15 protein-coding genes are annotated in these 12,132 nt (G+C 65.9%); 6 read left to right on the top strand and 9 right to left on the bottom strand.

Annotation, left to right across the window (positions count from 1 at the left end):
• Positions 1–10 precede the first annotated feature (10 nt).
• Entirely contained in the window at positions 11–1,531 is a 1,521-nt protein-coding gene (locus ACXAG6_RS05835) for a sugar ABC transporter ATP-binding protein (protein WP_475335945.1), read from the bottom strand.
• Positions 1,532–1,736: 205 nt separating this feature from the next.
• On the opposite strand from ACXAG6_RS05835, the gene ACXAG6_RS05830 reads away from it, so the two are divergent.
• Positions 1,737–2,699, top strand: coding sequence for an aldo/keto reductase (locus ACXAG6_RS05830; protein ID WP_475335942.1), 963 nt, complete (start codon positions 1,737–1,739; stop codon positions 2,697–2,699).
• A 15-nt stretch (positions 2,700–2,714) separates the two neighbouring features.
• Here the strand turns inward: ACXAG6_RS05830 and ACXAG6_RS05825 are convergent, their stop codons facing one another.
• Both ACXAG6_RS05825 and ACXAG6_RS05820 read right to left on the bottom strand, forming a co-directional pair.
• Entirely contained in the window at positions 2,715–3,044 is a 330-nt protein-coding gene (locus tag ACXAG6_RS05825) for an L-rhamnose mutarotase (protein ID WP_475335941.1), read from the bottom strand.
• Positions 3,045–3,055: 11 nt separating this feature from the next.
• Positions 3,056–3,883 (bottom strand): amidohydrolase family protein, encoded by an 828-nt coding sequence (locus ACXAG6_RS05820; protein WP_475335938.1) that lies wholly within the window; start codon positions 3,881–3,883, stop codon positions 3,056–3,058.
• 103 nt (positions 3,884–3,986) lie between these two features.
• Here ACXAG6_RS05820 and kduD point away from each other — a divergent pair, with 103 nt between their 5' ends.
• The 3 genes from kduD (at position 3,987) to ACXAG6_RS05805 (ending at position 6,533) form a co-directional block, all read left to right on the top strand.
• Entirely contained in the window at positions 3,987–4,721 is a 735-nt protein-coding gene (gene kduD, locus ACXAG6_RS05815; protein WP_475337927.1) for a 2-dehydro-3-deoxy-D-gluconate 5-dehydrogenase KduD, read from the top strand.
• 136 nt (positions 4,722–4,857) lie between these two features.
• Positions 4,858–5,322 carry a DUF3237 domain-containing protein gene (locus tag ACXAG6_RS05810; protein WP_475335937.1) on the top strand — a complete coding sequence of 155 codons (465 nt, stop codon included), beginning with the start codon at positions 4,858–4,860 and terminating at the stop codon, positions 5,320–5,322.
• Positions 5,319–6,533 carry an AGE family epimerase/isomerase gene (locus ACXAG6_RS05805; protein WP_475335934.1) on the top strand — a complete coding sequence of 405 codons (1,215 nt, stop codon included), beginning with the start codon at positions 5,319–5,321 and terminating at the stop codon, positions 6,531–6,533. Before ACXAG6_RS05810 ends, ACXAG6_RS05805 begins: the two co-directional genes overlap by 4 nt.
• Positions 6,534–6,542: 9 nt before the next feature.
• Here ACXAG6_RS05805 and ACXAG6_RS05800 read toward each other — a convergent pair whose 3' ends face one another.
• The 5 genes from ACXAG6_RS05800 to ACXAG6_RS05780 form a co-directional block, all read right to left on the bottom strand.
• Positions 6,543–7,688: an alpha-D-ribose 1-methylphosphonate 5-triphosphate diphosphatase gene (locus tag ACXAG6_RS05800; RefSeq protein ID WP_475335932.1), complete on the bottom strand. Its 1,146-nt coding sequence runs from the start codon at positions 7,686–7,688 to the stop codon at positions 6,543–6,545.
• Positions 7,688–8,233, bottom strand: a complete 546-nt coding sequence (phnN, locus tag ACXAG6_RS05795; protein ID WP_475335930.1) for a phosphonate metabolism protein/1,5-bisphosphokinase (PRPP-forming) PhnN — start codon at positions 8,231–8,233, stop codon at positions 7,688–7,690. The genes ACXAG6_RS05800 and phnN overlap by 1 nt, the downstream gene beginning before the upstream one ends.
• Entirely contained in the window at positions 8,230–8,913 is a 684-nt protein-coding gene (gene phnL / locus ACXAG6_RS05790) for a phosphonate C-P lyase system protein PhnL (RefSeq protein WP_475335927.1), read from the bottom strand. The genes phnN and phnL overlap by 4 nt, the downstream gene beginning before the upstream one ends.
• Position 8,914: 1 nt before the next feature.
• Positions 8,915–9,685: a phosphonate C-P lyase system protein PhnK gene (phnK, locus tag ACXAG6_RS05785; protein ID WP_475335925.1), complete on the bottom strand. Its 771-nt coding sequence runs from the start codon at positions 9,683–9,685 to the stop codon at positions 8,915–8,917.
• Positions 9,686–9,767: 82 nt separating this feature from the next.
• Entirely contained in the window at positions 9,768–10,598 is an 831-nt protein-coding gene (locus ACXAG6_RS05780; protein ID WP_475335922.1) for an alpha-D-ribose 1-methylphosphonate 5-phosphate C-P-lyase PhnJ, read from the bottom strand.
• Between the two features lie 47 nt (positions 10,599–10,645).
• Between ACXAG6_RS05780 and ACXAG6_RS05775 the strand changes: the two genes are divergently transcribed.
• Both ACXAG6_RS05775 and ACXAG6_RS05770 read left to right on the top strand, forming a co-directional pair.
• Positions 10,646–10,810 (top strand): hypothetical protein, encoded by a 165-nt coding sequence (locus tag ACXAG6_RS05775; RefSeq protein WP_475335921.1) that lies wholly within the window; start codon positions 10,646–10,648, stop codon positions 10,808–10,810.
• A gap of 4 nt (positions 10,811–10,814) precedes the next feature.
• Complete coding sequence (locus ACXAG6_RS05770; protein ID WP_475335919.1) at positions 10,815–11,036, top strand: hypothetical protein; 222 nt, start codon at positions 10,815–10,817, stop codon at positions 11,034–11,036.
• 7 nt (positions 11,037–11,043) lie between these two features.
• On the opposite strand, the gene ACXAG6_RS05765 is transcribed toward ACXAG6_RS05770, so the two are convergent.
• On the bottom strand, positions 11,044–12,132 hold the full coding sequence (locus ACXAG6_RS05765) for a carbon-phosphorus lyase complex subunit (protein WP_475335916.1): 1,089 nt from the start codon (positions 12,130–12,132) through the stop codon (positions 11,044–11,046).

Here is a 12,132-nt window from a genome sequence, read left to right as displayed (position 1 = left end):
GTGTCCCCTTTCAGGCGGCGTCTTCGTGGCGAGCGGTCGCCAAGGTCATGATGTCTTCCTGCGTGGCCGTGCGGCCATCGAGCTCACCGGTAATCCGGCCCTCGCTCATCACCAGTATGCGTTGGGAAAGCCGCAGCACCTCCTCCAGCTCCGAAGAAATGACGATCACCGCCTTGCCCTGCGCAGCCAGTTCCTCCAGCAGCGTGTAGATTTCCGCCTTGGCCCCCACGTCGATGCCCCGGGTCGGTTCGTCGAAAATCAAAATGTCGCAATCGCGCAGCAGCCACTTGGCGATCACCACCTTTTGCTGGTTCCCGCCCGAAAGCAGGCGGGTCTCCTGATCCACCGTTGGCGTCTTCACCTTCAGCTTCGCCACATAGTCCCGCGCCACCTGCCTCAGCGCCCCGTCACGCATGAAGACTCGGCCCTTCACGAAGCGTTTCCACGAGGCCATGGTGATGTTGTCCCGCACGCTCATGCCGGTGACGAGGCCAAACTGCTTTCGGTCCTCGGAGAGATAGGCGATGCCGTTTTGCACCGCGTCCTTGGGGCTGTTGATCTGCCGCGGCGCGCCGTGCACGTTGATGGTGCCGCTGTCGATCGGGTCCGCCCCAAAAATCGCGCGGGCCACCTCCGTGCGCCCGGCCCCCATAAGCCCGGCAAACCCAAGGATTTCGCCCTTCTTCAGCGAAAAGCTCACATCCTGCACCATCCGCCCGTGGTTCAGCCCCTCCACGCGCAGCACCTCCTCGGCCTGCGGCTCGCCGCCGGCGCGGTGCTGGTTGGCCAATTCGCGGCCCACCATCAGCTGGATCACCTGATCAATCGAGGTGCCCTCGGCAGGCAGCGTGTCGATATATTCGCCATCGCGCATCACGAGGATCCGGTCCGCGATACGTGTCACCTCCTTCATCTTGTGGGTGATATAAACAATCCCCACACCCTGCGCCTTCAGGTCATCCACAATGGCAAAAAGGTGCTCCACCTCACGCTCGTTCAGCGCCGAAGTCGGCTCATCCATCACCAGCACCCGCGCGTTGAAGCTGAGCGCCTTCGCAATCTCCACAAGCTGCTGGCGGGCCACGGTAAGCTCGCCCACCTCCTGACCTGGGTCGATGTCCACCTTCATCCGGGCAAAGATCTCGGCCGCATCGGCCTTCATCTTCGCCTCATCCACGAACAGCCCAAAGCCCTTGCGCGGCTCGCGCCCGATGTAAATGTTCTGCGCCACTGTCAGATGGTTCATCAGGAACAACTCCTGATGGATGATGCTGATCCCCAAATCCTGCGCCGCCGTCGGCCCGGGCACAGTCACCCGCTGGCCATCCACCCGAATCTCGCCCTCGTCGGGCTGGTAGACGCCAGTCAGGATTTTCATGAGCGTGGACTTTCCGGCGCCGTTCTCCCCCATCAGGGCCACAACCTCGCCGGGTCGCAGATCAAGCCGGGCCTCATGCAGAGCGCGCACACCGGGGAAGGATTTGCCAATTCCAGACAGTTCCACGATAGGCGCTTGCGCCGTGCCAACCATTGCGATCCTCCCGTTGCACCAGCCTCGTGGCGCGGGCGGCCTCCTCCTCAAGAGCCGGTCCCGCAGGGCTGCTTGCCTCCACATTGATACCTGACAACCCGCGCGTGGGAAGGGAAATTTTCATTTCTTCTCAACAATGGGTTGTCTGCCCCTGTCAGCCGGAGCGACGCTCGTCTAGGTTGGCGGCAACGCAAAGGAGGACGCGATGCAGCACGCAACACTCGGTAAAAATGGCCCCAAGGTAAGCTCGATCTGCTTTGGCACCTCGGCCTTGGGCGACATGCCCGGCACCTATGGCTACGAGGTCAGCGAAGAGAGGGCGCGGGCCACGTTCCGTGCCATCTTCGACGGGCCCTGCAACTTCCTCGACAGCTCGCGCAACTACGGCTTCGGGCGCTCCGAAGAGCGGATCGGCGCGGCCATCGCCGAACGCGGCGGGCTGCCCGAGGGCTTCGTCCTCGCCACCAAGCTCGACCGTGATATGGAGACAGGCCGCTTCGACGCCGCCCGCGTGCGCCAGTCGGTTGAAGAGAGCCTGACAGCGATGGGCGTCGACCGGATCGACCTGCTGCACCTGCACGACCCCGAGCACGCCCGCGACCTCGAAGAAATCCGCGGCCCCGGCGGCGCTCTCGACGAACTCTTCAAGCTGAAGGAGGAGGGCATCGCCGACAAGGTCGGTCTCGCGATGGGCCGGCTCGATATGATGTTCCCGCTGGTCAAGGAGCGCCCCTTCGACGTGATCCTCAACCACAACCGCTACACCCTGCTCAACCGCGCCGCGGACGAGATGTTCAGCTGGGCGCATGAGGCGGGCATGACGGTGCTCAACGCCGCGCCCTACGCAGGCGGCGTGCTCGCCAAGGGCTCCACCGTGATGCCTCAAATCACCTACCAAAAGGCCGATGACGAGGCGCTCGCCCCCGTCCGCGCGATCGAAGAGGTCTGCGCCCGCCATCAGGTGCCGGTCGGAGCGGTGGCGCTTCAATTCTCGCTGCGCGACCCGCGCATCACCTCCACCGTTATCGGCGTGTCCAGCCCCGAGCGGGTGGCGCAAACCGTCGGTTGGGCCGAATGGGATGTGCCCGAGGCGGTGTGGGAAGAGCTGGCAGGCCTCGGCCATTCCACCGAAGACCCGGAGGCTAACCGCGAGTATAACCCGGGATGAGCGCGCGGGGCCGGCTCAGGGCAGGTGAAACACCTGCTCCATCCCGGCCCACCACTCGCCCTCGGCGCGGCTCTCCAGCGGGCGCTGCATTGGCCCGCACACAGCCCACCACTCCCGCGTCACCGGATCGGCAGCGATAGCCTCCATATCGGCCTCGAAATCGTTGCCGACATATTCCCAATATCCAAACTTCAGGTTTTCCGGCTCGCGCAGGAAGATCGAATAGTTGGTGATGTTGGAGGCCTTGATCCGCTCGGCCACCTGCGGCCAGATCTCGGCGTGCAAGCGTTTGTATTCAGGGATATTTTCAGGCGCGATGCCGATGACAAAACCCATTTTCTGCATCCCTGCTCTCCCTAGTCTTCCAAGCCGTAAAACCGCCGCGCCGTTCCGCCAAACACCGCTGCCCGCTCTTGGGCCGAAAGCCCCCGCGTCAGCATCTGCGCCGCCTCGAACCAGCGCTCATAATCGCCCACCAGTTCCAGCACCGGCCAGTCGCTGCCCCACATCACCCGCTCCGGGCCAAAGGCCTTCAGCACATGGCCTGCCACCTCTCGCAAGCCCTCCGCGCTCCATCCCGGCCCATATTCATTGGCCAGCCCGGAGAGCTTGCAAAACACATGGCCATGCGCAGCCAGCCGGTCCATTCCCGCGCGCCACTCCGCCCCCGGGTCGCTGCCCGAGAACACCGGCTTGGCGCAATGGTCGATCACCACCGGAAGCTCTGGCAGGTCTGCCACGAACCGCTCCAGCATCGGCAGGTGACGCGGCGTGACCAGCGCGTCAAACCGCAGCCCAGCCCGCGCAACATAGCGCAGCCCCTCGATCACGGCAGGGCGCAGAAGCCAGTCGGTATCTTCGATATCTTGCAACATCGGGCGCAGGCTCTTCAGCGCCGGGTGAGAGATGCGGGCAAGCTGGCCGGGCACATCGCCTTCAAGGTCAACCCAGCCAACAACGCCCTGCACCAACGGGGTGTCATCCGCCAAGGCCAGCAAATATTCGGTTTCTTCAACCGTCGGCGCGGCCTGCACCAGCACCGTGCCGCCCACCCCGCAGGCGCCCGCCATGGGGGCCAGATGCTCGGGGCCGTAATCCTTCGCAATCGCGGCCACGCTCTCGTCAAGCCAACCGTAGTCGCCCCGCTCGACCTGCCAGAAATGCTGATGCGCGTCGATGATCATGGCGCTCCTCCTCAGCGCCACGTTTTCCGGCCTGCGCGGCACTGTCAACCGGCGTTGCCATTCACACGGCGCATGGCCATGGTGCGCCCGGACGGAGGATATGATGAACGACAGATTTTCACTCGAAGGCCGCAAGGCGCTCGTCACGGGCGCAAATGCCGGAATTGGGCAGGCCATTGCCGTTGGCCTCGCCCGCGCCGGGGCCCATGTCACCTGCGCCGGACGGCGCGGCTGCGATGAAACCCTCGCGATGATCGGCAGCGCCGCCGACGAAATGCTCCTAGATTTCGCCGACCCAATGGCCGCCCGTGATGTCTTCACCGGGGCGGGCTATGATATTCTGGTCAACAACGCTGGCATCATCCGCCGCGCCGATGCGACCGAGTTCACCGAGGACGATTGGGACGCGGTGATGGATGTGAACCTCAAGGCGCTCTTCTTCACCTGCCAGTCCTTCGCCAAGGCTGCACTCGCCGAGGAACGACCCGCCAAGATCATCAACATCGCCTCGCTACTGAGCTTTCAGGGCGGCATCCGCGTGCCCTCCTACACCGCCTCCAAGCATGGCGTCGCCGGGCTGACCAAGCTCATGGCCAACGAATGGGCGGCGCAGGGTGTCAACGTCAATGCCATCGCGCCGGGCTATATCGAAACCGCCAACACCGAGGCGCTGCGCGCCGATCCCGCCCGCAACGACGCCATCCTCGAGCGCATCCCCGCAGGCCGCTGGGGCCAGCCCGAGGACATTGCCGACACCGCCGTCTTCCTCGCCGCCCCCGCGTCAAACTACCTGCACGGCGCGGTCATCAACGTCGACGGCGGCTGGCTCGCGCGGTAGGCCAGCGCGCTCGTCCGCCCTTCGAGCCGTCCTCGCGGCGGCCACACCGGGCGAAGAGACGGCAAAGCCGTGGATGAGCCCGCCCGCTTTCCCTCCCCCAACTCCGCCGCTAGTCTCGCGCCTCAGGAGACCGCCGATGTATTTCAACGCCCCGCCCCTCACCCACGCCTTCGACCTCACCGTCGAGCTTGACCCGATCATCGAGATGGGTCCGGGCCGCGCCGGGCAACGCCGGATCATCCCCATCATTGGCGGCACCGTCACCGGCGAGCGGATCAGCGGCGAGGTGCTCAACCTCGGCGCCGACTGGCAAACCATCTTCGAAGGCGGGCTGGCCGAGCTTGATACCCGCTACGCCATGCGCACCCATGACGGCGCGGTGATCGAGATCATCAACTTCGGCCTCCGCCACGGCCCGCCCGAGGTTATGGCCCGCGTCGCGGCGGGCGAGGATGTCGACCCGATGGAGTATTACATGCGCACCCATTGCCGCCTCGAAACCGGCGATCCGCGCTACGCATGGGTCAACAAACAGCTCTTCATCGGCATCGGCGGACGCCGCGCCACCCGCGTCGAAATCTCGGTCTACGAGCTGTCATGACCCCCGGCCCGGCAAATGCCCCCGGTTTCTGGCTCGACACGCCAGAGCACCGCGATTGGCTCGCCGAAGACGCACGCAAGCAGTTCGCCTTCTTCCGCACCGCCCTGCGCCCCGAAGGCGGCTTTCATACGCTGGAATGGAACGGCGCCCCCCGCCCCGACCCGCTGCAAGAGCTGCATTGCACCACCCGCATGATCCACAGCTACGCTCTGGCCGAGCTCTGCGGCGTGGGTGGTGCGGAAATGGTGGAGCACGGCATGCGCTACCTCGCCGAAGGCCACCGTGATGGCGAAGGCTGGGCCTGGGGCGTGGAGGGGCACACCCCGGTGGATCGCCGCCGCATGGGCTATGGCCACGTCTTTGTGCTGCTCGCCGCCTCATCGGCCCATCTCGCAGGCCACGAGGACGCTCCCGCGCTGATCGACGCCGCCACCGAAGTGCTTGAGCAGCACTTCTGGGAAGATGGCCCCGGCCTGATCGGCCCCGATTTCGGGCCAGACTGGCAACCGCTCGACGCCTATCGCGGCATGAACGCCAACATGCACGGGGCCGAGGCGCTGATGGCCGCCTTCGAGGCCACGGGGCGCGAGGACTATCTGGAGAAAGCGGGCAACATCCTGTGGTTTTTCCTTGGCCTGAAGGCCCCGGCCTACGGCTCTCGCATCCCCGAACACTATTTCACCGACTGGACGGTCGACGCCGAGCACGACGGCGACCCGATGTTCCGCCCCGCCGGCACCACCCCCGGCCACAGCCTCGAATTCGCCCGCCTGCTGCTCCAGCACTGGGATCTGGCAGGCCGGCCCGACAGTGGCGCGCCCGAAACCGCCCGCAAGCTGGTAGAGCGGGCGCTGGCCGATGGCTGGACCGAGGCGGGCGGGCTGCACTATACCGTCAGCCTTGGCGGCGCCCCCCTGCTGCGTGACCGCTACTGGTGGCCGGTGACAGAAGGGATCGGCGCGCTCGCCTCGCTCATCAAGCTGGAACGCCGGGAGGAGGATGAAATCTGGTATCGCAAGCTCTGGAGCTTCGCGGCAGAGCATTTCATCGACCATGAGCGCGGCGGCTGGTATCCCGGCCTCGATGCGGCGGGCCAGCCCACCGAAACCCAGTTCAAGGGCAAGCCCGACATCTACCACGCACTTCAGGCCACGCTCTACCCGCTGGCCCCGGGCCTCTCCCGGCAAGGCACCACCCTGCCCGCCCTCTGAGTGGCTGCCTCAAGCCACGCGGCGTCCGTGGCTCCAGACCGCGCGGATCACCGGCGTGTCGCCCAGCATGGTCACCCGCACCAAATCGGCCTTCAGCCCCGGCGCGATCCTGCCCCTGTCGGCCAGCCCGGTGGCGCGGGCCGGGGTGGCGGTGACGCAGGCGATGGCGCGGGGCAGATCGCCCCACAACCTCGCAAGACGGAAGGCTGAGGTCAGCAGGGCCGAGGGCACGTAATCGGACGAAATGATATCAAGCAAGTCGGCCTCGGCCAGCGCCTGCGCCGCCACGTTGCCCGAATGGGAACCACCCCGGATGAGGTTGGGCGCGCCCATCATCACCGCAATCCCGTGGGCCTTGCAGGCCTGCGCGGCCTCCTGCGTTGTCGGAAACTCCGCCAGCTGAATGCCATAGCCCGCCGAGGTCGCCACATGGGCCTCGGTGGTGTCGTCATGGCTGGCCAGCACCGCCCCAAATCGCCCCGCCGCCGCAACCGTGGCTGCCTCATGTTTCTCGCCATGGGCCGCGCGCAGCGCCCTGAGGTTGGCCACATGCTCCTCCCACTGCGCCTCGGTCAGGCTGCGCTTGCCCTTCACATAGGCCTTCAGCTTGCTCATATCGCGAAACTGCCGCTGCCCCGGCGTGTGATCCATAAGGCTGACAATGCCCACCCGATCCTCTGGGCCAAATGCCTCCAACTCCTCGGCCAGCGTGGCCGAGCAGACCTCGGCCCGAAGGTGCAGAAAATGGCTTATCCTCAGCGCCCCTGCACCGCGCAGCGCCATCAGCTCCGAGGCCAGCCCGCGGGCATAAGGCTCGTAGCCGCCGTGCTCGCTGGGCACGGAGCCCACGCGCATGGCGTCGAACACCGTGGTTATGCCAACGCTGGCCAATTCGCCGTCGTGGGCGAGGATGGCAGCGTCATGGGGCCAGTCCACACCGGGGCGGGGCTGGATATGGCGCTCAAGGTTGTCGGTGTGCAACTCAATCAGGCCGGGGATCAGCAAATCCCCACCCATATCCTCGCCCCGCACCGGGCCGGCAGCCACATCGACAATCTCGGCACCCTGCATCCGCACATGCCCCTCCACCACCTCGCCATCCAGCACGAGGCGAGCGTTTGTGAGCACGGTGTCTGCAGGGGCGGGCATATCCATCACGGGGTTGTCTCCTTGAAGTCGAGCGCGGCGAGGAGCTTGGCAACAGACTCCTCCAGCGGGCCGGAATTGTCGATGGTCGTCACATCGAGCCCGGCGGGAAGTGGCAGATCGGCGCGCGCCAGCCGCGCCTCGATCTGGGCGTTGGTCTCGCGGCCACGGGCCATGAGCCGGGCGCGCAGCGTGGCCTCACTGGCCGTGATGTGGAGCACACGCAGGCCCGGAAAGGCGGCGGCAGCGGCCTCCAGCATGGCACGCGAGCCGTTGAACAACACGCAATCACCCTGCGTCACGCGCTCTGCTGCCGCGCGCGGAATGCCGTAAGAGAGGCCATGGGCCGACCAGCTCAGCGCAAAGGCCCCCTCGGCGCGAAGCTGGCGAAAACTGTCTTCACTAACAGGTCGGTGATCCTCGCCCGCCCCCACCGCGCGGGTGACGACACGGCGCACAAGATAAATACCCGGGCGCGCGGCTTGGGCCGCCTCCATCAGCGTATCCTTGCCCGCACCGGATGGGCCAACAACGGCAAAGATGCGCCCGCTCATGCTGCCCTCGCCGGGGTAAAGCCGGTCACGTCAACCACCCGGTCGCAAACCCGGTCGCGCGCCTCCTCATCGTGGAAGATCCCCACAATCGCCGCGCCCCGCGCCTTGGCCTCCTCGATCAAGGTTAGCACCACCTCGCGGTTGGTGGCATCGAGCGAGGCGGTCGGCTCATCCAGAAGCAGCGCCGGAAACCCATGGGCAAAGCCACGCGCAATGTTCACCCGCTGCTGCTCGCCGCCCGAAAAAGTGGTGGGCGACAGCCCCCAAAGCGTGCGCGGAATGTTAAGCCGGGTCAGCAGCTCTTCGGCCCTCTCCAGGGCCTCATCGCCCGGACGGCCCAGAGCCAGCAACGGCTCGGACACCACCTCGCGGGTGGGCACCCGGGGCACAACGCGCAGGAACTGGCTGACATAGCCAAGCGTGTCCCGCCGTAGCGCAAGGATCTCACGCGGCTCGGCCCGCGCCACATCAGTGCCGCCCACCCGGATCGAGCCCGAAGCCGCAAGGTAATTGCCCCAGATCATCCGCATCAGCGTGGACTTGCCCGCCCCCGACTGCCCGGTCAGCGCCACGCATTCGCCCGGCGCGACAGAAAGCGAGGCCCCCCGCATCACCTCAATGCTTGCGCCGCCCTGATTGTGCAGGGTGAAGCTCTTGGAAACGTTCCTGATTTCAATCATGTCACACCTGCAAAACTGAGCTGACGAGCAGCTGGGTGTAGGGGTGCTGCGGGTCATCCAGCACCTGATCCGTCAGGCCGCTTTCCACCACCCGGCCCGATTTCATCACCATCAGGCGATGGGCCAAAAGGCGCACCACCGCGAGGTCATGGGTGACGATCAGCGCCGAAAGCCCCATTTCACGCACGAGCCCGCGCAACAGGTCGAGCAACCGCGCCTGCACGCTCACATCCAGCCCGCCGGTCGGCTCATCCATGAACACGAGGCGCGGGCCGGTCACGAGGTTGCGGGCGATCTGGAGGCGCTGCTGCATGCCGCCAGAGAAGGCACGCGGGCGGTCGTCTATCCGGTCTTCGGTGATCTCCACGCGCCCCAGCCAGTCAGTCGCCGTCTCGCGGATCTCGCCGTAATGCCGCGCGCCAACCGCCATCAGCCGCTCGCCCACATTGCCGCCCGCGCTCACGCTCATGCGCAGCCCGTCACGCGGGTTCTGATGCACAAAGGCCCAATCGGTGCGCGAAAGCATGCGTCGCTCAGGCTCGCTCATCCGCACCGTGTCACGCGGGCCTTCAGCGCGGGTATCAAAGGTGACGGAGCCTGTATCGGGCGTCAGATGCCCGGCGAGGCAGGAGAGCAACGTGGATTTGCCAGAGCCGGATTCTCCGACGATCCCCATGACTTCGCCGGGATACAGATCAAAGCTGACATCGGTGCAGCCGATGCGCGCACCATAGGTCTTGCGAATGTCGCGGACGGCGAGAAGGGGGGTCATGGTCTGGCGGTCCTTCTGGTGGCGGGCCTCGGAATGGGGGGCCAGCCCCCCGGGAATATTTGCAGCAAGAAAGTGGAACAGGTCATGCTGCGGCCTCCTGACGTGCGCTGCAATAATCGGTGTCGGAGCACACGAACATGCGGCTGCCCGCGTCATCGGTGATGATCTCGTCAAGATAGGTATCGGGCGCGCCGCAGAGGGCGCAGCTGTGGGGCGCCTTGCTGGCCTCGAAGGGGTGATCTTCAAAGTCGAGGCTGACAACCTGCGTGTAGGGCGGGATGGCATAGATGCGCTGCTCGCGGCCCGCGCCAAAAAGCTGGATCGCGGCCATCTCCAGTTTCGGGTTGTCGAACTTGGGGATGGGCGACGGGTCCATCACGTAGCGGCCCTCCACCTTCACCGGATAGGCATAGGCGGTGGCGATCTCGCCATGGCGGGCGATGTCCTCGTAGAGCTTCACATGCATCAGCCCGTAATCCTCCAGCGCATGCATTCGCCGGGTTTCGGTTTCGCGCGGCTCAAGGAAGCGCAGCGGCTCGGGGATCGGCACCTGGTAGACGAGGATCTGCCCCTCGGTCAGCGGCGTTTCCGGAATGCGATGGCGGGTCTGGATCACCGTCGCCTCCATGGTGCGCTCGGTGGTGTCCACCCCCGCCGTGCGCTCAAAGAACTTGCGGATGCTCACCGCGTTCGTCGTGTCATCCGCGCCCTGGTCGATCACCTTGAAGCAATCTTCCGGCGTCAGGCAGGCCGCGCTCACCTGCACCCCGCCGGTGCCCCAGCCATAGGGCATGGGCATTTCGCGGCTGGCAAAGGGCACCTGATAGCCGGGCACCGCCACCCCCTTGAGGATCGCCCGGCGGATCATCCGCTTGGTCTCTTCATCGAGATAGGCAAAGTTGTACTCGTTCATCAGGGCCTCCCTTGCTCGCTCTGCCCCACGCGGGCTATATCCCCCTCATGGAGCCTGTTCACATCACCCTGCTCGCCCTGTTCGGCACCGGTCTTGTGCTGATCCTCGTGGTGCTGCTGAAGCCCCGCAAGGACCGCACCTATCGTGACACCCGCAACCTCGATACCACCTCCCATCTGACAGATGGCGGCAGCACCGGCGGCGGGGTCTGAGACTATGCCCGCCAACAACCCCCGCCTCCGGCTCCGCCTCTTCGCCCTCATCGCGCTCTTCGCCGCGCTCGCCGTGGGCGTCGGCCTGCCGCTGTTCCTCAAGGCGCAGGGCGGCACCGTGGCCGATCCGGAGGGGCTGCGGTCGATGCAGTTCACCATCCTCGGCGGAGGCATCGGGCTGGCAATTGCGCTCTTCGTGATGAGCTTTTTCAGCAAGAAGGGGTGAGCCCGGCTCATTCTGCCGCCTCCTTGTGGCGCGCCGCCTGCGCCTCGGCCCGCAACCGGCGGACAAGTTCCAACTCAGACTGAAAGTCGACGTAATGGGGCAGCTTGATGTGCTCCAAGAAGCCCGTGGCCTGAATGTTGTCGCTGTGGGCAATCACAAATTCCTCGTCCTGCGCCGGTGCGCCGAGGTTGTCCTCGCCCAATTCCTCCCAACGCAGTGCCCGGTCCACCAGCGCCATCGAAATCGCCTTGCGCTCGGTCTGGCCAAACACCAGCCCGTAGCCGCGGGTAAATTGCGGCGGCTCAGTCTTGCTACCGGTGAACTGGTTCACCGTTTCGCACTCCGTCAGCACCACCTCGCCGATCTCCACCGCAAACCCCAACTCGGGGATCTCCATTTCCACCGGCACCGCACCAATGCGCAGCTCGCCCACAAACGGGTGGTTGCGCCCGTAGCCGCGCTGGGTGGAATAGGCCATCGACAGCACAAAGCCCTCATCGCCCCGCGTCAGCGCCTGAAGCCGCAGCGGGCGCCCGGCCGGAAACTCCAGCGGTGCGCGGGTGAGATCCGGCGGGCACTCATCGCTTGCCGTCTCCTGCTGGATCAGCCCGTCACGCCCCAACATCTCGGTCACGCGCGGCATCGGGGCCTCGCTGGCTTCCCCCTCGCGCGCTACCGGCGGTTCGCCCTCGGCGGCCAGCGCAAAGTCGATCAGCCGATGGGTATAGTCGAAGGTCGGCCCCAGCACCTGCCCGCCCGGCGCATCCTTGAAGGTGGCTGAGATGCGCCGGTCACAGGCCATCTCGCCCGTCTCCACCGGCTCGGCTGAGCCAAAACGCGGCAGGGTGGTGCGATAGGCGCGGATCAGGAAGATGGCCTCGATCAGATCACCCCGCGCCTGCTTGATCGCCAGCGCAGCAAGGTCCGGGTCATAAAGCGAGCCCTCGGCCATCACCCGGTTCACCGCCAGCGCCATCTGCTCGCGGATCTGCGCCACGCTCAATTCGGGTACCGCCAGATCGCCGCGCCGCTCCTCGGCCAGCCACTCATGCGCCGCATCAATCGCCCGCTCGCCACCCTTCACCGCAACATACAT

The organism is Vannielia sp. ABF1_015 (assembly GCF_056160745.1).
Note: the sequence above shows the minus strand (reverse complement) of the source record. Positions and strands in the feature narration are given on the sequence as shown.

Excerpts from the sequence above, each read along its gene's own strand:
- ACXAG6_RS05835 (WP_475335945.1), bottom strand. The coding sequence starts at position 1,531 with ATGGTTGGCACGGCGCAAGCGCCTATCGTGGAACTGTCTGGAATTGGC.
- ACXAG6_RS05830 (WP_475335942.1), top strand. The coding sequence starts at position 1,737 with ATGCAGCACGCAACACTCGGTAAAAATGGCCCCAAGGTAAGCTCGATC.
- ACXAG6_RS05825 (WP_475335941.1), bottom strand. The coding sequence starts at position 3,044 with ATGCAGAAAATGGGTTTTGTCATCGGCATCGCGCCTGAAAATATCCCT.
- ACXAG6_RS05820 (WP_475335938.1), bottom strand. The coding sequence starts at position 3,883 with ATGATCATCGACGCGCATCAGCATTTCTGGCAGGTCGAGCGGGGCGAC.
- kduD (WP_475337927.1), top strand. The coding sequence starts at position 3,987 with ATGAACGACAGATTTTCACTCGAAGGCCGCAAGGCGCTCGTCACGGGC.
- ACXAG6_RS05810 (WP_475335937.1), top strand. The coding sequence starts at position 4,858 with ATGTATTTCAACGCCCCGCCCCTCACCCACGCCTTCGACCTCACCGTC.
- ACXAG6_RS05805 (WP_475335934.1), top strand. The coding sequence starts at position 5,319 with ATGACCCCCGGCCCGGCAAATGCCCCCGGTTTCTGGCTCGACACGCCA.
- ACXAG6_RS05800 (WP_475335932.1), bottom strand. The coding sequence starts at position 7,688 with ATGGATATGCCCGCCCCTGCAGACACCGTGCTCACAAACGCTCGCCTC.
- phnN (WP_475335930.1), bottom strand. The coding sequence starts at position 8,233 with ATGAGCGGGCGCATCTTTGCCGTTGTTGGCCCATCCGGTGCGGGCAAG.
- phnL (WP_475335927.1), bottom strand. The coding sequence starts at position 8,913 with ATGATTGAAATCAGGAACGTTTCCAAGAGCTTCACCCTGCACAATCAG.
- phnK (WP_475335925.1), bottom strand. The coding sequence starts at position 9,685 with ATGACCCCCCTTCTCGCCGTCCGCGACATTCGCAAGACCTATGGTGCG.
- ACXAG6_RS05780 (WP_475335922.1), bottom strand. The coding sequence starts at position 10,598 with ATGAACGAGTACAACTTTGCCTATCTCGATGAAGAGACCAAGCGGATG.
- ACXAG6_RS05775 (WP_475335921.1), top strand. The coding sequence starts at position 10,646 with ATGGAGCCTGTTCACATCACCCTGCTCGCCCTGTTCGGCACCGGTCTT.
- ACXAG6_RS05770 (WP_475335919.1), top strand. The coding sequence starts at position 10,815 with ATGCCCGCCAACAACCCCCGCCTCCGGCTCCGCCTCTTCGCCCTCATC.
- ACXAG6_RS05765 (WP_475335916.1), bottom strand. The coding sequence starts at position 12,132 with ATGTATGTTGCGGTGAAGGGTGGCGAGCGGGCGATTGATGCGGCGCAT.